This window comes from Microbacterium sp. NPDC089320, assembly GCF_040684875.1.
Lineage (GTDB): Bacteria > Actinomycetota > Actinomycetes > Actinomycetales > Microbacteriaceae > Microbacterium.
On the sequence record NZ_JBFBGY010000003.1, the window covers coordinates 626,236 to 649,700 of the forward strand.

Sequence of the window (23,465 nt, forward strand, 5' to 3'; positions counted from 1 at the left end):
CTGGCGGGCCGGGATCCCGACAGCGGGCGGCCTCCGCCAGTATGCGCACGCCGCGCACTGTGCGCCAATGACCAGTCGAGCAGAGAAGGAGTGCACAATTGCAGATGTGACGCCTTCTCCCCGCTCATCCGAGCCGAACGCCGACGATCTCCTCGTCCTCCTCGCCGTGTCGCGTACCGGGCGTTTCACCACTGCCGGCCAGAGCATGGGGCTGAACCACACGACGGTGTCGCGACGCATCGCGGCATTGGAAGGAGTCCTGGGCGGGCGCGTCCTCGCGCGCAGCTCCGGAGGGTGGGAGCTGACAGACCTCGGGCGGCGGGCCGTGCGGGCCGCCGAGGACGTCGAGAGCGCAGTCGCGACGATCCATGAAGGAGAGGCAGAGTCCGATCAGGTCGCCGGGGTGGTGCGGATCTCCGCCACCGACGGGTTCAGCGCGTTCGTCATCGCACCAGCGGTCGCCCGGCTGCGGCGGAAGTATCCGCGCCTCAGCGTCGAGATCGTCAACGTCACCCGACGCGCCCTGCAGTACCGTTCCGGACTGGACCTGGAGGTGGTGGTCGGGGAACCGCAGGTGCACCGCGCGGAGGCCATCCGACTCGGGTTCTACACCCTGGGCATGTACGCATCGCGCGATTACCTGGACGAGCACGGGACCCCCGCCGACTCCCACGAGCTGAGCACGCATCCGCTGGTCTACTTCGTCGACTCGATGCTCCAGGTCGATGATCTCGATGCTCCTCGTCGGCTGGTTCCGGGGATGCAGGATTCGCTCAGCTCGACCAACGTCTTCGTCCATGTCGAGGCCACGCGCGCCGGCGCCGGGATCGGCTTCCTGCCGTGCTTCCTCGCCGACGGGCACCCCGACCTGGTGCGACTCCTCCCCGACGACTTCGCCGAGCGTCTGCCCTATTGGATGGTGCTGCGCGCGGACTCGCTGCGCCAACCCGCCGTCGCGGCGGTGGCCGCAGCGATCCGCGACCGCACGGCGACCGTGCAGGAGGCGCTGCTCGGCATCTCCCCGGCGACGGAACCCTGACAGCACGCGTCGACGGCCCGACTAGGCTAGTGCGCGGCATCCAACCGTCATTTCTGAGGAGCACACGCATGGGCGCACACGACGCCGTCATCGAGATCCCGCGCGGCAGCCGCGTGAAGTACGAGGTCGACCACGAGACCGGACGAGTGCACCTCGACCGCGTGCTCTACACCACCTTCGGGTACCCCGCCGACTACGGCTACTTCGACAACACCCTGGGTGAGGACGGCGACCCGCTCGACGTGCTCGTGCTCCTCGACCACGCCATCTACCCCGGCGTCGTCGTCGAGGTGCGCCCCGTCGCCGTGCTCAAGATGAGCGACGAGGCCGGCGGAGACGACAAGCTCGTCGCCGTGCTGTCGAAGGATCCCCGCTGGGCTCACATCCAGGACATCGGCGACCTCGCCGAGTACACCAAGAAGGAGATCGAGCACTTCTTCGAGCACTACAAGGACCTCGAGCCCAACAAGTGGGTCAAGGTCGACGCATGGGGCGACGCCGCCGAGGCGCAGCGCATCCTCGACGAGGCGATCGCCCGCTTCGGCGAGCAGGGTCACTGACCCCGCGCTTCACCGAGAAGACCCCCGGTTCCGCTCAGCGGCCGGGGGTCTTCTGCATGTCGGAGGCGGGTGTCAGACCGAGACGCCGCGATCCGCGAGGAACGTGATGGGGTTGGTGTACGCGCCGTTGATGTACACCTCGAAGTGCAGGTGGCAGCCGACGGATGCTCCGGTGTTGCCGGCATACGCGATGACCTGGCCCGAGTTCACATACGACCCGCTGCGGACGGCGAAGCCACCGTCGCGGATGTGGGCGTAGCCGGAGGAGATTCCCCCACCGTGCTGGATGCGGATGTAGTTGCCGTAGTTGCCGCGCGGACCCGCGTAGTCGACCGTGCCGGACTGCGCCGCGTAGATCGCTGCGCCGCATCCGTTGGCGAGGTCGACGCCGTAGTGGTAGCCCGAGCAGGCGGCGCAGGGCTTGGGCCGGGGGCCGAATCCGGCGCTCCGGTGGCCTCCATGCGGTCGGACCCAGCCGCCCGAACCGGGCGAGCCGCCGACGCCACCGCCTCCCCCGCCGTTGCCCGCGGCAGCTGCTGCGGCCTCGGCCGCTTCGCGGCGCTTGCGCTCCTCTTCCGCGACGCGCACGCCCTCCTTGTAGCCGGCCACAGTCGTCGCGGTGGCGTCCTTCAGGGCGGAGAGCTGGGCCTGCATCGTCGCGAGGTTCGCCGACTGCTCGTCGAGCGCGGCCTGCGCGGCGTCCGCGGCGGCCTGGGCCTCGATCATCTTCTGCTCGGCGATCTGCTGCAGTCGATCGCGCTCGGTGCGGGCGACGACGGCCTGGTCGGTGAGCTGCTGGGCGGAGTTGCGCGCGGCCACCGCGTTGTCGTGCACCGTCTGGTTGTACTGATAGACCTTGTCCATCGTGCCGAGACGCGAGAGCAGCTGGTCGGCGTTGTCGGCCGATCCGGCGAAGAACAGCTCGAGGGCTGTGTCATCGCCGCCGTTGCGATACAGCTGCGCGGCGAGCTGGGCAGCCTTCTTCGTCGCATCATCGGCGGCGACGGCCTGCTCATCGGCCTTCGACTGGAGTTCCTCGGCAACGGCGATAGCGTCGAAGTAGGCGAGCTGTGCGGCGTTGTACTCTTCGCCGGCAAGGACGGCCTTGGCCTGCGCATCGGCGACCCGCTGCGTGAGCGACTGGATGAGCCCCTCGATGCGCGTGACCTCCGCGGCCTTGGCGGACTCGTTGTTCATGGCGTTCTGCACGTCGTCCCAGCTCGGGTACGAGGCGGCGTACGCGGCGGTCACGCCAGAGGAGACTCCGAAGGCGCTGAGGGCGACGACGCTGAGCGCACCGAACGTGAGCGCGCTGCGACGGGTGACCGAACGGTCCTTCCAGAACGCGCGGCTCTCCGCAGGCGTCGGCGCGCAGCCGCAGTCCTCGGATGCCGCAGCAGCAGCATCCGACGTCGAGTGTTGGTCGTTCACACGGCCCCTTCCGCCGGTTTCACAGATGCCACACTAACAACTTCTTTCACATCCGCACCAGGGACGGGCAGCGCGAGCGGGCACAGCGATGTGAGTCCATCGTCCTCCTGAACACGCCCGGGAGACAGCAGGCTCGCCCTCGATTCGCGTTTTGCTCAGATCTTCCCTTATGCTTGAGCGTCGGCAAGGAAGTCCTCCGGGACAGACTTCGGCCCCATCGTTTAGCGGCCTAGGACGCCGCCCTTTCACGGCGGTAGCACGGGTTCGAATCCCGTTGGGGTCACTCCTTCCGGTACAATTGAAAACAAGTATGGCCCTGTAGCGCAGTTGGTTAGCGTGCCGCCCTGTCACGGCGGAGGTCGCGGGTTCAAGTCCCGTCAGGGTCGCTCTAAGCGACGGGCCTTTCTCTTCGAGAAGGGCCTTTCGTCTAGATGCGACAGGTCTAGCCGGTCGCATGGCTCTGTAGCTCAGTTGGTAGAGCGCACGACTGAAAATCGTGAGGTCACGGGATCGACGCCCGTCGGAGCCACAAGGACCATCATTACAGTGGTCCCAGAAACCCTCGCCTAGCTTCTACATGGCGGGGGTTTTGCTTTGCCCTGGGACGATCTAACAGTCGGGCATCCCGCGAGAACCCCGCACTTTCAGAACAGGCCCTTGAGCTGTGCCTGCAGCACCGTCGCCGGCTTCGTCCCGCCCCGATTCGTTCAGCGGATAGCCCCAGTCAGCCAGGGCGGGCCATCTCTACACCCGAAGTCGAGCAAGACACCCCGTCACTCCCCGGTGCATCGCATGAAGACGTCGACGGGATCTTCACTTTCGACCGTGAAGCCGAGTCGCTCGTCTAGTCGACGAGCTGATCTGCCTTCGAGGACACTCAGCCGGACGGTCTGGAGAGAACCGCGCAGTTCCTCCAGGATCGACGCGAGCACTTCACTCCGTACTCCGCGACCTTGGTTCTCTGGTCGGAGATAATAATGCTCGAGCCAGATCGTCCCTCCCTCCGGACGGACGGCGATGAGACCGTACCGAGCATGATCACCCGAGTCGAAGCTGGCTGGAATATGCCGAGGAACAGGTCCCGGACCCGCATCTCGTCGAATCCGCCCAGGCGCTGGAGGTCAGACTGCAGCACAACCGCGCGTAGGTCTGCCATCCGCCCGGCGTCGGCATGCGTGCTTGATCGCAGGGTCCATCTCGATTCCACGCTCATCAGCCTGTCACCCACGGCGCGTGCGTCGTCGGAGCACGATCGCGCCACCGAGGGCGATGAGTAGCAGCCCCAGTCCGATCCAGGGTGCAGGCTCCGCCCCTGTGCTCGCAAGACCTCCGGTCGCGTCACCACCCTCCGGAGGGATAGTGCTCCCCCCGCTTCCCGGACCACCCGTTCCCGGGTTCCCCGCGTCCGCCGGGACCACGGTCGAGATGTCGTCGACGCGCAGCTCCCCCGTGCCATCGCCGCCCAGGTAGAACGCGAGCTGCGTCACCGAGGTCGGGTCGAAGGGTGCGGATTCGGCCCAGGCGGGAGGAGCGAAGTCGGAGAACGGTATCTCTACCTGCTGCCATCCGTCGCCCTGCACGGGCACCGCAGTCTCCCAGTAGGTGCCGCGGGTCACGAATTGCACCGTCACGGTGTCTCCAGGCGTTCCGCGCACGGAGAGCTCGAGGCCGGTGTATCCCCACCAGTCCTGTGGTGTCGTGAATGTGCGGACCACGCCGGCGTAGCCCGGGCCGCCGAGATCGTAGGCGGCGAGCATGGCCTGGGATCCTGTCTCGGGGTTCGCGACGAGGGTCGGCGTGATCGCGCCGCCGCCGGTGTTGCGGACGTAGGTCACCTGAAGCGCGGCGTCATCCGGGTAGGACTCGAAGTCCTCGACGACGAGGGGCTCGGTCGGCAACGCCTTCATCGTGAAGTCGGAGGGTCCGGTCGATGACGCGGTGATGCCCGCGCCGTTCACGGCCTCGACCGACCACCAATAGCGAACCCCTGCCCGGAGCTCGACAGACGGGCGCAGTGTCGTCGTGCGGAGTCCGTCGGCGACGACCACCGGACCCCGGAGATCCGCGGTGGTCGCGAGCGTCAGGCGGTAGTAGGCGGCGCCGGACGACGGCTGCCATTCGAACGTGGGCGTCGCGGTCACATCGACAGTGCCCGGGGCGGGGGTGAGGGTCGCGAATGCCGCGGGTGGTCCGCTCGGGGCATCCACGTCGGACCAGAGCGTCGCGCGTGACACCGATGCCCCGCCGTCGAGCTCGAGACGGATGTACGGACCCGTCACGTCGTCGACCACGACGGCTCCCCCGTCGGAACGAGTCACCGCAGGAATCCACGAGGCTCCGTCTGTACTCGACTCGACGACGACAGTGCCGGTCGTCAAGAAGGATGCAGCGGTCAGCCGATCCTGCTTCCACGTGATGCTTCCTGCCGCACCGTCGGCCACGACGCTCGCGCCGTCGGCGCGCGGAGCGATCCGCACGTCGGCCCTGCTGTCCGTCAGGAGCCACGACTCGAGCGGGTCAACGAGTACCCGGGTGTCGGTCGCGGTCGCCACCGGATCGGACACTGTCGCGTCGGCGCCGGACGAGTCGATCGTGACGACGCGGTAGACCGAGCCGGCCGGCGACGAGAAGTCCGTGCTCGCACCGACCTCCGCGCCCACCTGGGCGGCAACGGGGACCCAGGGGTCGCCGTTCACGGATCGTTCGAGGCGGTAGCCCGCCGCTCCACTCGCGCCCCGCCAGGAGACGGAGTTGATGCCATCGACGCGCTCGACGGCCGTGATCAATGCGGTACCGACGGCGGGAGCGGAGGGCTGCGACCCCAGCGCCGCCGCGTATGCCGTGATGGCCGCCACCCGGCCGCGCTCCCCGTCACTCGTTCCCGGCGCGTGCAGGGTGAAGCCGTCGTCGTGAGGGACGAGGCCGCCGCGATCGCTGTTGCCGAACTGCGACCAGAACAGCATGCCGGTGACGTTCGGATCCGCCACGAGCGGATCAAGCAGCGCGGGCGATGCGGCCGTGGAGGCGTACTCCCCCGCCATGTAGACCTTCCCCGCTGCGGTAACGGTCGCGGCGTCGGCCGAGACCCTGGCAGCCGTCGGCGGATAGTAGTGCACATCGACGATGTCGAGCGCGGGGACGGCGAGCGTGTCCGGATCGATGTCGAATCGACGGCCGGCCGCGACGAGCTGCTGCGGTGCGCGCTGCCGGATGAAATCGACCTGCTCTTCGATCCACGGCGCGGTCATGCCCTCGAGCTCGTTGCCGAGCTCCCACGCCATGATCGTCGGATCGTTCACGTAGGGGATATTGGTGAGCTCATTCGTTCGTCCGAGGATCATCGCGACGTAGTCCTGATACGCGGCGATCGCGCGATCGTCGCTGTAGAAGTCGGCCGGAGAAAGTCCGAGCGGCGTCGTGAAATCGCGATGTCCGCCGTGGTAGTACTGCCACTCGTCGGTGAGAGGAAGGATGAGGCGAATGCCGAGCGTGCCCGCGTAGGCGATCGCAAAATCGATCGTGGCGAAGGCGTCGTCGTTGTATTCACCGAGTGCGGGCATGATCGCGAGCGGGTTCGCGTCGTTCTGCCCGGTCGAGGTCATCATGTGGGTGCGGACGACCGTCGAGCCCATCCGGGCCGCCGAGTCGAGGGTGTCCGCGATGCGGAACGCGGTCGGATAGTCGACACCGCCGACGTTCTCGTCCAGCCCCAGCCAGTAGATGTTCGGGCCGCTGAAGCGGAACGTCTCACCGTCGAGCACGAGACGGCTGCCGTCCCGCTGCACGAAGCCGGTGTTGAGCGACGTCCAGTCGGACGGCGCGGCGGCGACGGGTGCGGCCACGGCTGGTGCGAGGGCCGCCGTCATCGTCACGGCAAGGGCAGCGGCGGCAAGTCGCCGCATGCGTCGCCCGCGCGGCGGCGTCGTGTGTGCATCGTTCATGGGACCAGGCTCCTTCGTCTGGGTGTGTTCCGTGCTTGCGGGGCGGCGCCGAGCGCCTCGGGGCGGTGGATGAGGGCGGCGGCTCCGAGGATCGGCCCCGAGCCCCCGAGGGTGGACCCGGCGACGGTGACGTCGGCGGCGTAGCCCAGGACCATGGATTCGGCGACGGCATCACGAACGAGGTCGAGGTAGTCCGGGCTGACGCCCGTGAAGCCTCCGCCGACGGCGACGACCTCCAGATCGAGCAGGGTGGTCGTGCTCGCGATCGCCTGCCCGACGGCGGTGGCGGATCGGACGACCGCCGCCCGTGCGACGGGATCGCCGCGCGCGGCGTCCGCGGCGAGGTCCTCGCCGCTCGTACCGGACCATCCTCGAGCCCGCGCCCACGCGACGCTGCTCGGCCCCGAGGCGATCCGCTCGAGAGTGGCGTCGTCCGCCGAGGTGCCCTCCTCGCGCGTGGCGATCTGCACCTGACCGATGTGACCGGCGTTGCCGCTGCGGCCGGAGATGAGCCGGTCATGCAGGATGATGCCGCCCCCGACGCCTGTCGAGACGATCATCGCCATGGAGTGCGATGCCCCGCGCGTCGCGCCGAGCCAGTTCTCGGCGAGCGCGATGCAGGTTCCGTCGAGGCGGACCACCGCCGGGGTTCCAGGGAGCATCCGACCGAGATGCTCGATGAACGGGAATCCGCGCAGGGACGGGAGGTTCTTGGGACTCACGGCGCCGTGCACGAGATCGACGGGTCCCGCGGAGCCGACGCCGACTCCGACGAGGGCCGCGTCCTGCGGCAGCGCACTGAGCGCGGATGCGGCCACGCGGTCGATCGCGCCCTCGATCTGAGCTCTGGTCGATGTGGCCCCTGTCGACGCGCGTGCTTCGCTCCCGCTGACGATGCCGCCGTCGGAGCTCACCAGCGCGGCGTCGACCTTGGTACCGCCGAGGTCGATCGCGAGTGCGACCGCCCCCGGCGGAGTCGGGTGGATCTTCACCGGCTCCAGTCCTCCACGAGCTGGTTCGCGGTGCGGATCACGCGGGTCGACAGCAGGGCCTCTCCGTCGATCTCCGATGCGCTGCGCACGCGGAAGACCACGTCCTCTCCGGGGAGCAGAGTGACCAGCTGGTCGTCGACGACTGCGTCCGGCGCGACCTTGTCCACGAGGAGGGTCAGGTCGCGCAGGAAGCCGTCGGCGTGGATGCTGACCGCGTATCCCTCGTCGTCGCGGCGAACCTCTGCGGTGAAAGACGGAGCAGGGATGTTCGAGTCGCGAGCCTCCGAGAAGTACCAGAACCCGCGGTCCCCACCGATGGTCGCGACGATGAGCTCGTCACGAGCGGAACCGACCTGGGCGACGCGCTCCGGCACGTCGACCTCCGTCGACGAACGTCGCTCGAGCGACAGCGGGACGGTCGCGCTTGCGAGCTCCGTGCCGTCGAAACGCAGCCGGCGGACGACGAGGTCACCATCGAGCGCATCCGGGGAGTCGTTGAGCACGGCGACCACGAGGCGCTGCCCGCGTGGCTGCACCGTCACGAGACGGTCCGCGTACACGTGACGCAGAGCGTAGAGAAGCGGTTTCGCCCTCTCGTCGCCGTCGACGGCCGCCCAGGACGTGACGGGCCAGCAGTCGTTCAGCTGCCAGACCACGGAGCCCATGCACCTCGGGCTGAGCGAACGGAAGTGCTCGATCGCCACCGTGACCGCGTTCGCCTGATTCAGGGACATCGCCCAGTGCCAGTCCTCGGTGTCGTCCGGAAGAGGCAGGTGAGCGACGAGACCGTCGGTGAGCTTGTCGTTGCCGTCCGTCGCCTTCTGGTGATGGATCATGCCCGGTGACTCCGGAGTCAGCGGCCAGTCGGAGATGGAGCGCTGGATGGTCGACCAGGTCGCCGGTCCCTGCCATCCGAATTCCGCGACGAACCGCGGCGAGACATCACGGTACGCGGGATAGTCGACCCGGTTCCACAGTTCCCAGAGATGCACGGAGCCATGGTCGGGATCGTTCGCGGGGATCTCCGGCGTACCCGACCACGGGCTGCCTGCGGTGTAGTTCCCGGCGGGGTCGAGCTCGGCGACGAGACCGGGAAGCAGGTCGAGGTAGTACCCCATCCCCCACGTGCGTCCTTGGACGCGCTTCTCCCAGCCCCATTCCTCGAATCCCCAGATGTTCTCGTTGTTGCCGTTCCACAGCGCGAGGCTGGGGTGCGGCATGATGCGGGTGATGTTGTCGCGCGCCTCCGCCTCGACCTCGCTCCACAGAGGTTCCTCCTCCGCATACGCGGCGCAGGCGAAGAGGAAGTCCTGCCAGACGAGGATGCCCCGCTCGTCGCACAGCTCGTAGAAATCGTCGGACTCGTAGTAGCCGCCGCCCCAGATACGCAGCAGGTTCATGTTGGCGAACTCGGCCTGGTCGAGGCGGCGGGAGAGTCGATCACGGTCGACCCGCGTGACGAACGCATCGTCGGGGATCCAGTTGGCGCCGCGGATCCATACGGGTACGCCGTTGACCACGAACCGGAACGACGTGCCTTCGGCATCGGGTTCGAGTTCCACGCGGATGGTGCGGAAGCCGATGCGCGACGTCCAGTCGCCGATCTGCTCACCGCCCTCGAGGAGCGCGACCTGCAGGTCGTACAGCGGCTGCTCGCCGTACCCTCGGGGCCACCAGAGGTCGACATCAGCCACCGAGAGCTCGAGCACGGTCGAGGTCTTCCCGGCGGCCAGTTCGAGGGTCGTCTCGACCCCGGCGATCGTGGCGAGGAGGGCGACGGGCGCCTCCGAACGGGAACGCTCCACATCGACATGCACCGAGACTCGCCCTTCGGCGCCGGCGACGGTGACGACCGGGCGCACGGCGGCGATGCGGGCACCCGACCAGGAGTGCAGCGACACCGGCTTCCAGATGCCGGCCGATGCGGCATCCAGCCCCCAGTCCCATCCGAAGTTGCACGCCGCCTTGCGGAGGGCGTTGAACGGGTGGAAGTAGGTGTGCGGCCGATAGCCGATCTCGAGGCTGGCGCGGTCGGCGGCGGCGACCGGCGACTCGAAGTGCACGACGAGGGTGTTCTCGCCCTCCCGGAGCAGTCGCGTCACGTCGATGCGGTACGTGCGGTGCTGGTTGCGTGTCTCGGCGATGACCTCGCCGTTCACCGCGACCCGCGCGACCGTGTCGAGACCGTCGAAGACGAGGTCGTGCCGGTCGTGCCCGTCAGGCGCCCAGTCGAACGTCGTGCGGTACTCCCAGTCGGTGGACCCGATCCAGGTCACCTTGTGTTCGTTGCGGTCCAGGAAGGGATCGGGGATGAGGCCAGCGGCGAGCAGGTCCGTGTGGACCAGGCCAGGCACGGTCGCCGGGATGCTCGCGTCCGAGAAGGACTCGGGGATCGCGCCCCCGACGGCACGGAGGCTCCACCCCTCGTGCAGCGCCCGGGTGCGGGACGGTCGTGCGGTGGTGATGTCGGTGATGCTCACTTCGTTGCTCCAGAGGTCAGGCCGTTGTAGATGTATCGCTGCAGGAAGAGGAAGGCGATCAGCGTGGGGATGATGACCAGCACCGTCCCCGCCGCGATGATCTGCCACTGCGCGCCGAACGGTCCCATGAACCGGAAGAGCGAGGTGGAGATCACCCCCAGATCCTGCGAGGGCATATAGAGGAAGGGGATGTAGAACTCGTTGTAGATCGCGATGCCCTTGATGATCACCACCGTGGCGATCGCCGGCTTGAGCAGCGGCAGGATGATGCGCCAGTAGACCGTGAACCGGTTGGCGCCGTCGAGCATCGCGGCCTCGTCGAGCGACACGGGGATCGACTGCATGAATTGCAGGAAGATGTAGATCGCGATGATGTCGGTGCCCATGAAGAGCAGGATCGCGGCCCCGCGGGTGTTGAACAGGTCGAGTGCGGAGATCACCTGGAAGGTGGCGACCTGGGTCGTCACCGACGGGACGAGCGTCGCGATCAGGAACAGGCCCATCACGAGTTTGCGCCCCCGGAACCGGAATCGGTCGAGCGAGTACGCCGCCATCGTGCCGATCAGGATGGTGCCCGCCACCGACACCAGCAGGATGATCGCGGTGTTCAGGAAGCCCGTGATCATCCCACCCTGCGTGAACGCGGTGATGAAATTGTCGAGGTTGAGCCAGTTCGACGGCGGGCTGAGGGGACCTGTGGTGCGTTGTTCGCGATCGGTCTTGAACGCGAGCATGAAGATGGTCACGAGCGGGACGATGGCGAAAAGGCTCGCGATCACGAGCGAGACGTACTTCACCGTCGACGCGGTGAGGGCAGCGGCGCCGCGACGGTGCGCCGTCGATCGGCGAGCCGAGCGGGGTGCGCTGCTCGACGCGTCTGTCGGAGCGGGCCTCTGAGGGCGGACGGCTGTCGAGGTCACGACTCGCCTCCCTTCTCGTCGGGGAAGACCCGACGCTGGACGAACGTGATCACGAGGACGATCAGGAGGAGGACCACGGCCATCGCCGAGGCGAGCCCGACCTTGGAGAACTTGAACGCCGTGTTCACGGTCTGGATGACGAACGTCTCGGAGCCGTTGGCACCGCCCGTCATGATGTAGGGCATCTCGAAGGCTGAGAGCGCACCTGCGATCGCAAGAATGAATGACAGCCCGAGGATGCGGCGGATGCTCGGCAAGATGATGAACCGGAACTTGTGCCAGGAGTTCGCGCCGTCGAGGTCCGCCGCCTCGTACTGCTCGGCGGGGACCGACTGGATGGCGCCGAGGAACAGGACGAAGTTGAGCCCCATGTACCGCCACACCGAAGTCGCTGCCAGCGAGGCGTTGACGAACGACGGATCACCGAGCCACTGGGGAGGATCCTGCACACCGATGCCGACCAGGAGCGCATCGAGCGTGCCGCCGGGGCGCAGGAAGTACAGGAACACGAGTCCGATCGCGACGCCGTTGATCAGATACGGGAAGAAGATGACGCCTTTGAAGAGATTCTTGAAGCGTGTGCGGAAGCTCAGCAGAGTTGCGAGGTACAGCGCGAGCACGAGTTGGGCCACGGCGCCAACGAGGTAGTAGAGGCTGACGAAGAAGACCTGGAAGATCTCCGGCTTCGTGAAGATCTGCACGAAGTTGTCGAGGCCGACGAACTCCTTCTGCGGTTCCAGCCCGTCCCACGACGTGACGCTGTACCAGAGCATGTTCGCGACCGGCACGTAGGTGAGCACGATGAGGAGCGCGAGTGGGACCAGGAGAAAGAGCCAGGGCGTGATGCCCGCGGTGGTGCTCTTCGCTCGTGGTGGCCGTCGTCGACCATCACCGCGCGATCGGGTCGTCACGAGCGCCCGGGTGGCGGGGGACGTTCCCTGTCCGATTGCCATGCTGTGTGCTCTCTTCTGTGAGGTGACCGTCCGGCTCCGCACATCTCGGAGCCGGACGATCCGGGGGGGATTATTCGGAGACGGCCGCGCGGGCAGCGGACCACCGCTCGTTGAGGTCGGCGAACACGCTGTCCTTGTCCCCGTCGGCTGCGCCGCGCGCGACGTCGATGAGCTTCTGCCGGTAGGTGTTGCCGAACAGGTCGATCTCCGCCTCGTTGGCGATGTCGTTGATGACGGCTTCCTTGCCGACCGGGTCCGGTGCGAGCTCGAGGTAGGTCACTCCGAGATCAGCGAAGTCCGACAGCGTGTCCGGTGCCGGGTCGCGGATCACCGGGCTGATGGCACCCTGGCTCTCGGCGAAGCCCGACTCGTTCGTGAACCAGTCGATCCAGGCCTTCGCCGTCGCCTTGTTGTCGGAGTGCTTGCTCACGGCGAGGAACTTGTCAGACGCGGTCACCGACGTGAAGCCCTCATCGGTCTTCCACGGCATCGGCCAGAAGCCGATGACGTCGCGCGATTCACCTGCCTTCTCCGCAGCATCCTGCATCTGCGACACCGCCCACGACCCGAGGACCATCGAGCTGATCTCTCCCGATGCCAGGAGATTCTTCGACTCCTCCCAGTTCGTCGTGGTCGGGTCGGGCTCACTGAGCCCCGCCGCGACGGTGTCGAACAGCAGGCCGTCGATGTTGTACTGATCATTGCCCTCGGACCAGGGGTCATCGGTCTCGATCATCTCCGACCGCACCTCGGGTCCCTGAGTGGCGCCGAGGTTCCCCTCGAGAGTCGCGAGAGGCCAGCCGTCCTTGTAGTTCGTGTAATACGGAATCGAGCCGGTCGCCTTGATCTTCTCGAGCGCGTCCAGGTACTCCTCCTCCGTGGCGGGAGGCTCGGTGATGCCCGCCTCGGTCCACACGTCGCGGTTGAACACGTACCCCATCGCCGAGCCGAAGGTCGAGACTCCGTAAACGGTGCCGTCGAAGGACGCCTCGTTCGCGAACCGATAGGTCTTGGACTGCTCCTCCACTGTGCCCAGCGGTTCGAAGAAGTTCGCGTACTGGTCCTTCGTCACGTTGGAGCTCGGGATGAGCAGAACGTCTCCATAGTCCTGCGAGTTCAGACGGATCTTCGTGTCGCCCTCGTAATCGGTGAGTGCCTCGAACTTCACCGTCGTGCCCGGGTACTTCTTCTCGAACTCATCCGCGTAGTCCTGGAACGTCGTGTCGACGAGGTCGGTGCGGTTCGTGAGGACCGTGATCTCTCCCGAGGGGTCACCGTCGTCGTTGCTCGCTCCGGCGGAGCAGCCTGCGAGGACGATGCCGCCGACTGCCGCCATGGCGGCGAGACCGAGGACCGGTTTCCGGTTCATTGAGAACTCCTTCGTTCGCGGACGAAGGGCCGGGTTGCCTCGTCGCTCGAGTTCCAGCATCACTTGCGCGGGGCATGCAGTCAAGAAGAAATATTATTAATTTATGTAACAAATCGGTGTCGGAAAGATCGCCGAGCTCGCCTCACTGGACCGGCGCGGCTCCCGTGGTAGACCGTTCGATGAACACGGCCTGCGGAGCCTCCCGGGTTCGCCCCGGTCTACCGGAGAGGATCTCCAGCAGTTCGGCGCCCGCGATCTCACCGATCCGTTGCACATCGTGGCTGAGAGCCGAGAGCGGCGGATCCGACAACTGACACTGGGCGGAATCGTCCCACGCCACGATCGAGATGTCCTCGGGCACCCGTACTCCCGATCGCTGCGCCGCCTCCAGTCCCCCGAGGGCCATCACGTCGCTGTCGAAGATGACCGCCGTCGGGCGCTCGTCGTATGCGAGGAGCGCGTTCATAGCGGCGAAGCCCGACGCGCGCGAGTAGTCACCGGCCAGCGAGATCGCGTCGACATCGAGGTCGGAGACCAGCGCGGCGAACGCCTCCACCCGCGATTCGGTGTGAGAGAGCTCGCTCGGCCCGGTGACGTGCGCCAGGCGTCGGTGTCCTCCTCCGACGAGATGGTCGACCGCCTCCGCCATCGTGAGGGCGTCATTCGTCCACACGGCGGGGAGTTCGCCAGCGGCGTTCGGTGACCCGATCACGATGGCAGGGATACGGCTGCGCCGCACCAGCTCGACGCGCGCGTCGTCGTCGACCACGTCGACGAGGATGAACGCGCTGACGAGGCCCTCCTGCTGCCAGTGCGCCAGTTGTGCGAGCTCTTCTTCGCGTGTAGGGAGCACCCGGAGCATGACGGAGAGACCGCGCGGGCGGACGACGCGATCGATCCCCGCGATCAGTTCGTGGTAGAACGGCTCGGCGCCGTAGATCTCGGAGGCACGGAACAGCGTGAGACCGATAGGTCGGGACTGCGCGATAGTCTGTTCGAAATCGAGACCCATCGGGGTTGCGGCCTTTCGTCAGCAGCGGTCGTGTGCGCCCCTCACAGTACGCGCTCGATGATCGGGAGACACACATGGCCAGGCGTGAGTCCATTCAGTCAGGCCCGGGCAGCCAGGCGCTGATCGTCGATCTGATCAGATCGGCCGGTCCGATCAGTCGCACGGAGCTGACGCAGGCGACCGGCCTCACCCAGCCATCGGTGTCGAACATCGTGCGTCGCCTGATCGAGACGGGCCTCGTCCGCGAGACCGGTCGCGCCGCATCGCAGGGAGGGAAACCCCGCACGCTCCTGGAGATCAATGCAAGCGCGAAGTACGGCGTGGGCGTACAGCTGGGCTTTGAATCGATCACACTCGTCGCCACCGACGTCCGAGGCGGCGTCGTCGGTCGTCAGCTCGTCAACGGCGCGGGCTCCGCAACGCCCGACGAGGTCACGGCCCGCCTGGCCTCCCTCTACCGGGACTTCGTCGTCGCCGTCGGCTTGCCCGCCGCATCCGTCGCGGGTCTCGCGGTCGTGGCACCCGGCCCCATCTCACACGCGGGCGGCGTTCTTCTCGCGCCGCCGACGCTCTCCCAGTGGGACGACTTCCCCTTGAAGCAGGCCCTGCAATCGGCGCTCGACGTGCCGGTGATCGTCGACAACGATGCCGCCGCCGCTGCCATCGGCGAGTTCTGGAGCAGGCAGGTCTCGCGCACCGAGTCTTTCGCGTGCGTCTACATGGGCACGGGCATCGGCGCCGGGATCGTTCTCGACGGCGCACTGTACCGCGGGTCTAGTTCGAACGCCGGGGAGCTGGGTCACATCAGCATCGACGCGCAGGGCGTTCCCTGCCACTGCGGCAATCGCGGATGCCTCGAACGGTACGCGGCACCGGAGGCCGTCGTGCTCGCCGCTCTCGAGGAGCGTGACGCGCTCGTCTCTCTCGAACTCGGCTTCGAACCGGAGAGTCTCGGGCGCGACTTCGATCAGTTGTCGAGGGCCGCCGTGAGCGGACACGAGACCGCCCTCCGCCTCATCCAGCGTTCGGCCGACCAGATCGCTTCCGCGACCGTCACGCTTGCGAACCTCCTCGACATCGACCGCATCGTTCTCGCCGGACCAGGAATGGCCGTCGCCGGCTCCCTCTACACGCGTGCCATCCGCGGTCGCCTCGATCGGAGCTTCTTCGCTCGACGTGCGCACTCGATCGCGGTCGATCTCTCCGCGAACCCCCGAGACACCGCCGCCATCGGCGCTGCGTCTCTCGTGCTTCAGGGAACGATCGCACCCGGCCACGGGCCAGCGTTCGGCTGACGGGGTTACCGGGGAGGTTTTGCGAGCCAGCGTCGTCGAGCGGCGAAGGGATCGTTCGCGAGACGGTTGATCCGGTCGAACACGATCGTCTCTCGAGCGTCCTGAAACATCGGCCAGCGGCATTCCCCGTCGTCGTCAGGACGCCCCGAGCCGGCGAACGTCGCCCAGGCGGCACTCATCAGATCCCGAAGCGCTATCGGCGCCTCCGCACCCACCTGCTCACGCGCCTGATCGCTGTCTTCCAGATGACGGAAGACGAAGGGCAGCTCGAGGGAGTGTCCCGCTCGACGCGCCCATGCCCCCGTGTCCGCACGGTTCCAGGCGAAGAGATACGCGTACGTCCGAGCTCGCGCGGCGAGGCGAGCCTCGATCAGCCGCAGCATCGGCCCGCGGTACTCACGGTCCGTGATGTAGGACTCGAGAGCCTCGGCGGGAGTGAGCGGTGCGCCGTCGTCACGACGGCACGCAGCGAGGTAGGAGTCCAGGTCACCGTCCCTCCCGTCGTCCCGTAGGGCGGCGCGGAGCGCGCTCGTCGCTTCCCGATCATCGAGGCGCAACAGGTCGACGTGGGCGCTCGCCTCGTTGCGCACGGTGCCGATGATCGCGTCCACCGACGACCCCGCCCCTGCGGCGATCCGATCCACAGGCCTGCCGTGCACGAACCTGCCGTCGACGATTGGACGGAACGGCGTCGCCGGTCCGCTCCGTCGCAGCTGCCACCGCGAGACGACGCGCTGCTGAGCGGCGATCAGCACGCCTGGCGGTGCTCGCAGCACGGCGCGAGGGTCCGCTCCTCCGCCGAGATCGGACAGGAGTTCCGTGGTGACCTCGGCGGCCTGATCGAGGGTATGCGTACGCTCCGCAGTGGCGCTTCCGATGATGACCCGCTGGAAGAGCCCGTCGCCTCCACACTCGGCGAGCAGTGTGGCGACGATCGCTCCGCCGGCCGACTGCCCCATCACTGTGATGCGACGAGGATCCCCTCCGAAGCCCGCGATCTCGTCGCGCACCCAGGCCACACCGGCGACGACGTCCCTGAGCGCGAGATTCCCCGCATCCGCATACTCCTCGCCGAGTAGGTGATCGAGTCGAAGGTGCCCGAAAGCGCCCAGCCGGTATGCGATCGCGACGACGATCACCCCGTATTTGGCCGCCAGTCGCGCCCCGTCGCAGAGAGGATCGGCGTTCGACCCGGCGACATGGGCGCCGCCGTGCACCCAGATCAGGACAGGAGACGGATGAACTGGAGGAATGCCGGGGAGCCACACGTTGGCTGTCAGGCATCCCTCCTCGTCCATCGTCAGACCTGCGGGTGGGCCCGCCGCCTGCCAGGCGAGGGGGCCCTGTTTGCTCTCGCGCACCCCTCGCCACGGATCAGGAGGAACGGCCGGACGGAACCGATCGGGAACCCGCGCTGTGGGGATACCGAGCACAGCGATCGCCTGCCCGTCCGGTGTCATGATCGGCGCCCCACGTACACGTCCTCGCGATGTCGCGAACTCGGACATTGCCTCTCCCCTCTCCGCCGATGTCGACGCGCCCGATCAGGGCAGGACCACCTCGCCCTGATTCAGCACCCTCGGGTGGAAGTAGGTGTTCTGAATCTCCGTGTTCGAGTTGTTGCCTCGCAGCTGCTCCGACCAGATCATGAAATACGACCAGCGCGTCTGCGACTGCAGAAAGTTCGCGTCCGGCACCTTGCCCATCTCGGCGATCGCGATCGGCTTGGCGCCGGCGATCGACTGCAGCTGCTGGTAGTCCGCCGCACTGGGGTAGTTCTTGTACCAGGCGTCGATCGACACGACATCGACGTAGTTCGCGCCAGGGTAGTAGTTCGACCACCCGCCGGCTGGATTGTCCTGGATGTTCCAGACCCAGATCAAGTTGTCGAGACCCTGCGCGTCGAAGTAGTCGCGCATCTGCTGGAAGATCTTGGCTCCGCCGTTCGCGCCCGGGCGCCCTCCCCACCAGTTCCAGTTCTCGTTCATCTCATGGAAGGGCCGGAACAGCACCGGCACACCCGCATCCTTGAGCTGTCGAAGATAGGGCACGACCTCAGCCATGCGCTGCCGCCAGGTGTTGTTCAGCGCAGTCCCACCCGTCACGATCTGAGTGAACTGCGCGTCGGAGATCCGGCTCTTCACTCCCCCTTCGAACTCGCACGTCGACGGGCCGGTCGGTGGGCAGACATGCCAGGAGAGCGTGACCAACGAGCCGTTCGCCCACTCAGTCTTGGCCTGATCGATCACACGTTGACGGTTCGCGGCATCCTGAGATCGGAACATGAGGTCACCGCCCCAGAGCCCTGGGTACTGACCCGTGATGTCCTTGACCTGCTGGGTGTACTGGCCAGGCGAACTCGCCGGCTCCTTGTTGTGCTGGCCGGACACGATGTTCGCGCCCGCGATGTTTCGCAAGTACTGCAGCACCGTGGCCTTCGCCTTGGGGGTGAACGCCTCTGCGGGAGCGGGTTGCGCTGCTGCGGAACCGAGCAGTCCGACGAGGACTGCGGCGCCCACCACCCATCGGGCCCGAGCTCTCATGCGTGAATACATCTCGATCTCCTTCCGACACCTCGTCGTCGAAGCGTCTTCAGGATCCAGGCTGGCTAGCGCCACGAAAGGAGTCAAGAGTTAATTCAATAATTTATGTAAGTGATCGACTGCTGAGTCGAGCCTATGCTCGCCTAGCTTCTACATGGCGGGGGTTTTGCTTTGCCCCGGCGAGAGGGCGGTCCCCCGCTCAGCGCGTCCAGACGGGCGGACGCACGTCGATGCCCGCCCGACGCTCGAGCTCCGCGGCGACCGCGAGGATCGTCGCCTCTGCACCAGGGCGACCGATCAGCTGCACGCTGACGGGATGGCCATCGGCCGCTGTCGTCACCGGCAGGGTCAGCGCGGGGAGGCCGGCGACGTTGACGAAGCTGCTGTACGGGGCATAACGGACCTGCTGCGCGAAGTTCTCGAGCGCATCGTCGGCGTCGAACCACCCGACGGGGCGAGGCGTCTCCGCGAGCGCGGGAGTGAGCACGACGTCGAAGGACGAGAAAGCCGCGATCGTCTGCCGCTCGAACTCGGTGGCCGCGGCGAGCGCACCCAGCACGCTCTCCGCGCCGAGGCCTCGACCTTCGCGCACCAGCCACGCCGTGATCCCTTCCACGCGCGCGAGGTCGACTTCCGACACCGCGACGCGAGCCGCGCTCGCCCGCCAGATCGTACGGAACATCTCCGCATACCCGCGTGGATGCCAGGTCAGCGCCTCGACTGCGTTGCCCGCATCGCTGAGCAGCGCACTCGCCACGTCGACCGCGGCCGCCGCATCGCGATCCAGCCGGATGTCCTCGTCGTCGTCCCACGGCGACACCGTCGTCACGCCGACGCGCACTCTCGCCGTGCCGGCTCGGGCGGCCTGCAGGAAGGCCGTGGGCCCGGGCGCTCCCGTCGCGTGGCGGTACGGACGGCCGGCGACCATGACCTCGAGCGCGAGCGCGGCATCCTCCACCGTCCGCGCGATCGGCCCGGCGACGACGAGCCCCGCCGGCCCGTCGAGCCCGGTGGCGAACGGCACCCGGCCACGCGACGGCTTGAGGCCGATCACGCCGACGGTGGCGGCGGGGATGCGGATCGACCCTCCGCCGTCCGAGGCGGGCGCGATCGGGAGCAGACCCGCAGCCACGGCCGCAGCGGCGCCGCCGCTGGATCCGCCCGCGCCGTTTCGGGCATCCCAGGGGTCCCGTGTCGGCGGGCCGATCAGCGTCTCGGTGTACCCGGTGAGGCCGAATTCCGGTGTGGCCGTCTTGCCCAGGCTGATCGCCCCGGCCTCGTCCCACACCGCCGCCTGGTCTCCTGTGACGTCCGGCATATGATCGACGAAGAGGCGCGACCCGAAGCGGGTCGGCACGCCCGCTCTCGGCACGAGATCCTTGTCGGCGAACGGCAGACCGTGCAGCGGTCCCCATCTCGCACCAGCCGCGATCGTCCGCGCAGCGGCACGCGCGGCATCCGGCGTCACCGTGACGAACGCGCCGATGCCGCTGTCCAGGCGGTCGATGCGCGACAGGTAGTGCTCCACGAGGTCGATCGGCTCGAGGTCGCCTGCCTGCAAGCGGTCGAGTTGCTGGACGGCGGTCAGATCGTGCAACTCCGGCATGACACGAGCCTACGGTCGGAGCGCGGACTCGGTGGGGCACGAGGGCGTCAGCCAGGGAAGCGCACGCGCTGATAACCTTATCAACAGCCCGACGCGCTGATAATGTTATCAACATGCGCGATGCACTCGACAACCCGTTCAGCCCGGGCTCCGACACGATCCCCGAAGTATGGGCGGGGCGCACTGCGCAACTGAGCGATTGGCGCGATGTCGTGCGGCCGCGACGGCTCGCCGGCCTCCCGGAACGCGGCAGGACCGTCCTCGGCGAGCCCGGCCTCGGCAAGTCGACCCTCGTGCGGCGCATCGCTCAGGAAGCCTCCCGCGCCGGCGACTGGGTCACGCCTCAGCTGCGCATCCCCGCCGGAGCCGATCCGCTGAAGCTGGTCGCCGAAGCCGTTCTGAAGCTCGCGGCCGACGCCGGCCTCCCCTCGTCCCGTGAGAAGCGCATCGGTGACGCGATCGCACGGGTGCAGGCCGTCGCCGTCTCGGGCATCTCCCTCACCCTCCGCGGAGCCGACGGCCGCGAGCCCTTCTCCGCGCTCACCGACCTTCTGGTCGAGGTCGGTCTCGCCGCGATCGCCGACGGACGCGTCATGGCGCTGATCCACGTCGACGAGGTGCAGAACATCACCGATGAGAAAGCACTGTCCCAGTTGCTCATCGCGCTCGGCGACGCCCTCACGCGCGAGGTCGAGGTCACCGTCCCCGGTGGCGCACGTGTCAGCCGCTCGCTGCCGATCGCCGTCTACCTCACGGGTCTCCCCGACTTCGAGGACATGGCCGGCGCTCGCATGGGTGCGACGTTCGCGCGCCGATTCAAGACGACCACCCTCTCTGCCATCGACGACGAGGATCTCGCCGAAGCGCTCCAGGAGTTCGTCCTCGACGGCTGGAGCGTCCCCGACGGATCGGGCGGATCCGCTCGCATCCGAATGGACCCGGATGCGGCAACGAGCATCATCGACGTCTGCCGAGGAGAACCGTTCCTGTTCCAGCTCGCCGGCGAGCAGTCCTGGTACGCGGCAGCCACTCCGACCATCACGGCCGACCAGGTCCGCCGTGGCTGGCGAGGGGCGCAGCGCGAGGCGACAGCACACGTCGAACGCATCCTCGAGCGCCTTCCCGCCCGAGAGCGCCAGCTTCTCCAGGCGATGTCGGAGCTTCCTGCTCCCGAGCGCACGGCCACGCGCATCGCAGAGGCGATGGGGTTCTCGAAGGTCACCGAGGTCGGCCCCACGGCGCAGCGCCTCGACACCGTTCGCGGCATCATCGACCGCGGCAAGCCCTACACGTTCCGGCATCGAGCGGTCGAGGCGTACCTGACCAGCGACTGGCCGCGGGTCTGAGCACCCGCTGCAGAAGGAGGTCCCCGATGCGTCGAGGCGGAGCGATGGCTGCGGGTCGGACACGCACGTGCTCCGCCGAGCGTGTCGGCATACCTCTGCGACGTAATATACCGATATGGGACCTGAACTTCCCGTTGTGCCTGGGGCGCAGCGGCACCTCGGAGCGGAAGAGCTCTTCCGCCGACTCGCGACGTCGATCGCCGACGGAACCTACGCGCCCGGCGCGAAGCTGAGCGACAAGGCCATCGCCGACGATCTGGGGGTGACCCGCACTCCCGTCCGAGAGGCCGTGCAGCGGCTCGCCCGTGCCGGGCTGATGGAGGTCCACGCGAATCGCTACTCGATGGTCACCGACATCACCGACGAGCGATCGCGCATCACCCGCGAATTCGCCGCGTCCCAGGGCGGAGAGATCATCCGCGAGGCAGCGCTCGCGCTGTCCGAGGCCGACCTCGCCATCGCGTGCGAGCTGATCGGCGATGCCATCCAGTCGGTCGAGTCCGGCGAGGGATGGATCGAAGCCCATGTCGAGCTCTTCGAGTTCCTCACCGACCGTGCTCTCAACGACCTCTACCGGCTCATGCTGAGCGACTTCTGGTATCTCGTCTTCCGCGACCTCTATCTGGGTGAGCCCCGGGTCGACACGAAGGAGTCGCTCGAGGAGCTCGAGTCCGCGATGCGCGCCCGCAGCGCGAATGCCGGCGTGAAGGCCGTGCAGCGGATGCTCCGCCTGAAGTAGGTCCGCACTCGCGGGGAAGTTGGTTCCGGTCCCCCGCGCCCGAACGGGGGGACCGGAGCAGCCGATGAGAAGGTCCGCAAGCGCACCCACCCCCATGTGGGCACTCAAGACCGAGAGAACTCGAGGGCACCGTCTGGTTCGACCGACGGAGAGCGGCAGATGCGGCTCGTCGTGATCCCAGCGTATGGCCGCACCCCGTCATGGCACCCATCGTGGGTCATCCGTTGACGGGAGACCACTCGGACTGCTAAGGCAGAGACCCCGCGACCGGGCGATGGCATCGACGCCCCTCTGGGCTGGATACGCTCGAAGCATGCTCGAGACGCTCACCGGATTCGCCGTCGTGGGGGTCGCGATCGCGCTCGGCTACCTGCTCGGCCGGATCGATCTCCTCGGCCCGCACGCCCGGCATGTGCTCGGGCGCCTGATCTTCTTCGTGCTGTCGCCCTTCCTGCTCTTCACCGTGCTCGCGCACGCCGACGCGAAGATGCTCTTCTCCTCACTGCTACCCGTCTCAGCGATAGCGGCCGTCGCGATCATCGGGATCTACGCCCTGGTGGCACGACTGTGGTGGAAGCGCCCGGTAGGCGAGACTCTGATCGGAGCGCTGTCAGCCGGCCAGGTCAACTCGAACAACATCGGCATCCCGTTGTCGCTCTACCTTCTCGGCAGCGCCGCGTACCCGGCACCCGTGGTTCTCATGCAGCTGCTGGTGTTCACCCCGATCTCGCTGACGATCCTCGATGCCGTCACGAGCGATCGCGTGTCGCTGCGCAAGACGCTCGTGCGCACGGCGACGAACCCCATCATCATCGCGTCGCTCCTCGGCACGCTCATCTCCGTACTGGGCGTCACGGTGCCGCCCATCATCATGGAGCCGGCGCAGCTGATCGCCGATGCGGCCGTGCCGGTCCTCCTGATCAGCTATGGCATCTCCCTGCACGGTCAACGCGTGCTCGGAGCCCCTGGCCACCGACGCGACATCATCCTCGCCACTTCGCTCAAGCTCATCGCGATGCCGCTGATCGCGTGGGTGGTGGCCGAGTTCGTCTTCGCTCTCTCACCCGCGGAGGTGCTGATCGTCGTGATCCTCGCAGCGCTCCCCACCGCGCAGAACGTCTTCAACTACTCGCAGCGCTACGACATCGGCGAGACGATCTCGCGCGACACCGTGTTCCTGACCACCCTCGGCTGCCTGCCCGTGCTGATCCTCATCATGTTCCTGCTGGGCTGAGCACT

General features: G+C 67.4%; 17 protein-coding genes and 3 tRNA genes. 9 read left to right on the forward strand and 11 right to left on the reverse strand.

Going from position 1 to position 23,465, the window contains the following annotated elements:
* The first annotated feature begins 67 nt into the window (after positions 1-67).
* The gene (locus tag AB0N61_RS11570) at positions 68-1,039 is read left to right on the forward strand and encodes a LysR family transcriptional regulator (RefSeq protein WP_363364159.1); all 972 of its coding nucleotides are present in this window, start codon (positions 68-70) and stop codon (positions 1,037-1,039) included.
* A gap of 68 nt (positions 1,040-1,107) precedes the next feature.
* Positions 1,108-1,599, forward strand: coding sequence for an inorganic diphosphatase (gene ppa, locus AB0N61_RS11575; RefSeq protein ID WP_363364161.1), 492 nt, complete (start codon positions 1,108-1,110; stop codon positions 1,597-1,599).
* Between the two features lie 72 nt (positions 1,600-1,671).
* Here ppa and AB0N61_RS11580 read toward each other — a convergent pair whose 3' ends face one another.
* On the reverse strand, positions 1,672-3,030 hold the full coding sequence (locus tag AB0N61_RS11580) for a M23 family metallopeptidase (protein WP_363364162.1): 1,359 nt from the start codon (positions 3,028-3,030) through the stop codon (positions 1,672-1,674).
* 210 nt (positions 3,031-3,240) lie between these two features.
* On the opposite strand from AB0N61_RS11580, the gene AB0N61_RS11585 reads away from it, so the two are divergent.
* From AB0N61_RS11585 to AB0N61_RS11595, 3 genes are all read left to right on the forward strand, one after another.
* Positions 3,241-3,313, forward strand: a tRNA-Glu gene (locus tag AB0N61_RS11585).
* Positions 3,314-3,342: 29 nt separating this feature from the next.
* A tRNA-Asp gene (locus AB0N61_RS11590) sits at positions 3,343-3,416 on the forward strand.
* A 70-nt stretch (positions 3,417-3,486) separates the two neighbouring features.
* Positions 3,487-3,559, forward strand: a tRNA-Phe gene (locus AB0N61_RS11595).
* 691 nt (positions 3,560-4,250) lie between these two features.
* Here AB0N61_RS11595 and AB0N61_RS11600 read toward each other — a convergent pair.
* The 7 genes from AB0N61_RS11600 to AB0N61_RS11630 all read right to left on the reverse strand — a co-directional run bounded on the left by AB0N61_RS11600 (position 4,251) and on the right by AB0N61_RS11630 (position 14,697).
* Positions 4,251-6,971 carry a CIA30 family protein gene (locus AB0N61_RS11600; protein ID WP_363364164.1) on the reverse strand — a complete coding sequence of 907 codons (2,721 nt, stop codon included), beginning with the start codon at positions 6,969-6,971 and terminating at the stop codon, positions 4,251-4,253.
* On the reverse strand, positions 6,968-7,963 hold the full coding sequence (locus AB0N61_RS11605; protein WP_363364166.1) for an ROK family protein: 996 nt from the start codon (positions 7,961-7,963) through the stop codon (positions 6,968-6,970). The genes AB0N61_RS11600 and AB0N61_RS11605 overlap by 4 nt, the downstream gene beginning before the upstream one ends.
* Positions 7,960-10,443 (reverse strand): glycoside hydrolase family 2 protein, encoded by a 2,484-nt coding sequence (locus AB0N61_RS11610; protein ID WP_363364168.1) that lies wholly within the window; start codon positions 10,441-10,443, stop codon positions 7,960-7,962. The genes AB0N61_RS11605 and AB0N61_RS11610 overlap by 4 nt, the downstream gene beginning before the upstream one ends.
* The gene (locus tag AB0N61_RS11615) at positions 10,440-11,240 is read right to left on the reverse strand and encodes a carbohydrate ABC transporter permease (protein WP_363364248.1); all 801 of its coding nucleotides are present in this window, start codon (positions 11,238-11,240) and stop codon (positions 10,440-10,442) included. The genes AB0N61_RS11610 and AB0N61_RS11615 overlap by 4 nt, the downstream gene beginning before the upstream one ends.
* Before the next feature lie 119 nt (positions 11,241-11,359).
* Positions 11,360-12,316, reverse strand: a complete 957-nt coding sequence (locus tag AB0N61_RS11620; RefSeq protein WP_363364169.1) for a sugar ABC transporter permease — start codon at positions 12,314-12,316, stop codon at positions 11,360-11,362.
* Between the two features lie 70 nt (positions 12,317-12,386).
* Positions 12,387-13,685: an ABC transporter substrate-binding protein gene (locus tag AB0N61_RS11625; RefSeq protein WP_363364171.1), complete on the reverse strand. Its 1,299-nt coding sequence runs from the start codon at positions 13,683-13,685 to the stop codon at positions 12,387-12,389.
* 142 nt (positions 13,686-13,827) lie between these two features.
* Positions 13,828-14,697, reverse strand: a complete 870-nt coding sequence (locus tag AB0N61_RS11630) for a substrate-binding domain-containing protein (RefSeq protein WP_363364173.1) — start codon at positions 14,695-14,697, stop codon at positions 13,828-13,830.
* A 74-nt stretch (positions 14,698-14,771) separates the two neighbouring features.
* Between AB0N61_RS11630 and AB0N61_RS11635 the strand changes: the two genes are divergently transcribed.
* Positions 14,772-15,992, forward strand: coding sequence for an ROK family transcriptional regulator (locus tag AB0N61_RS11635; RefSeq protein ID WP_363364175.1), 1,221 nt, complete (start codon positions 14,772-14,774; stop codon positions 15,990-15,992).
* Positions 15,993-15,997: 5 nt separating this feature from the next.
* Here AB0N61_RS11635 and AB0N61_RS11640 read toward each other — a convergent pair whose 3' ends face one another.
* The 3 genes from AB0N61_RS11640 to AB0N61_RS11650 form a co-directional block, all read right to left on the reverse strand.
* Positions 15,998-17,500: a carboxylesterase family protein gene (locus AB0N61_RS11640; protein ID WP_363364176.1), complete on the reverse strand. Its 1,503-nt coding sequence runs from the start codon at positions 17,498-17,500 to the stop codon at positions 15,998-16,000.
* A gap of 36 nt (positions 17,501-17,536) precedes the next feature.
* Positions 17,537-18,547, reverse strand: coding sequence for a glycosyl hydrolase (locus AB0N61_RS11645; protein ID WP_363364178.1), 1,011 nt, complete (start codon positions 18,545-18,547; stop codon positions 17,537-17,539).
* Positions 18,548-18,734: 187 nt separating this feature from the next.
* Positions 18,735-20,141, reverse strand: coding sequence for an amidase (locus AB0N61_RS11650; protein WP_363364179.1), 1,407 nt, complete (start codon positions 20,139-20,141; stop codon positions 18,735-18,737).
* Positions 20,142-20,254: 113 nt separating this feature from the next.
* Here AB0N61_RS11650 and AB0N61_RS11655 point away from each other — a divergent pair, with 113 nt between their 5' ends.
* From AB0N61_RS11655 to AB0N61_RS11665, 3 genes are all read left to right on the forward strand, one after another.
* Positions 20,255-21,487 carry an ATP-binding protein gene (locus AB0N61_RS11655; RefSeq protein WP_363364181.1) on the forward strand — a complete coding sequence of 411 codons (1,233 nt, stop codon included), beginning with the start codon at positions 20,255-20,257 and terminating at the stop codon, positions 21,485-21,487.
* Between the two features lie 115 nt (positions 21,488-21,602).
* The gene (locus AB0N61_RS11660; protein WP_167945507.1) at positions 21,603-22,226 is read left to right on the forward strand and encodes a GntR family transcriptional regulator; all 624 of its coding nucleotides are present in this window, start codon (positions 21,603-21,605) and stop codon (positions 22,224-22,226) included.
* Positions 22,227-22,539: 313 nt separating this feature from the next.
* On the forward strand, positions 22,540-23,460 hold the full coding sequence (locus AB0N61_RS11665) for an AEC family transporter (RefSeq protein WP_363364183.1): 921 nt from the start codon (positions 22,540-22,542) through the stop codon (positions 23,458-23,460).
* Positions 23,461-23,465 lie beyond the last annotated feature (5 nt).

Excerpts from the sequence above, each read along its gene's own strand:
- AB0N61_RS11620 (WP_363364169.1), bottom strand. The coding sequence starts at position 12,316 with ATGGCAATCGGACAGGGAACGTCCCCCGCCACCCGGGCGCTCGTGACG.
- ppa (WP_363364161.1), top strand. The coding sequence starts at position 1,108 with ATGGGCGCACACGACGCCGTCATCGAGATCCCGCGCGGCAGCCGCGTG.
- AB0N61_RS11655 (WP_363364181.1), top strand. The coding sequence starts at position 20,255 with ATGCGCGATGCACTCGACAACCCGTTCAGCCCGGGCTCCGACACGATC.
- AB0N61_RS11625 (WP_363364171.1), bottom strand. The coding sequence starts at position 13,685 with ATGAACCGGAAACCGGTCCTCGGTCTCGCCGCCATGGCGGCAGTCGGC.
- AB0N61_RS11635 (WP_363364175.1), top strand. The coding sequence starts at position 14,772 with ATGGCCAGGCGTGAGTCCATTCAGTCAGGCCCGGGCAGCCAGGCGCTG.
- AB0N61_RS11650 (WP_363364179.1), bottom strand. The coding sequence starts at position 20,141 with ATGCCGGAGTTGCACGATCTGACCGCCGTCCAGCAACTCGACCGCTTG.
- AB0N61_RS11570 (WP_363364159.1), top strand. The coding sequence starts at position 68 with ATGACCAGTCGAGCAGAGAAGGAGTGCACAATTGCAGATGTGACGCCT.
- AB0N61_RS11645 (WP_363364178.1), bottom strand. The coding sequence starts at position 18,547 with ATGTATTCACGCATGAGAGCTCGGGCCCGATGGGTGGTGGGCGCCGCA.
- AB0N61_RS11630 (WP_363364173.1), bottom strand. The coding sequence starts at position 14,697 with ATGGGTCTCGATTTCGAACAGACTATCGCGCAGTCCCGACCTATCGGT.
- AB0N61_RS11665 (WP_363364183.1), top strand. The coding sequence starts at position 22,540 with ATGCTCGAGACGCTCACCGGATTCGCCGTCGTGGGGGTCGCGATCGCG.
- AB0N61_RS11600 (WP_363364164.1), bottom strand. The coding sequence starts at position 6,971 with ATGAACGATGCACACACGACGCCGCCGCGCGGGCGACGCATGCGGCGA.
- AB0N61_RS11640 (WP_363364176.1), bottom strand. The coding sequence starts at position 17,500 with ATGTCCGAGTTCGCGACATCGCGAGGACGTGTACGTGGGGCGCCGATC.
- AB0N61_RS11660 (WP_167945507.1), top strand. The coding sequence starts at position 21,603 with ATGGGACCTGAACTTCCCGTTGTGCCTGGGGCGCAGCGGCACCTCGGA.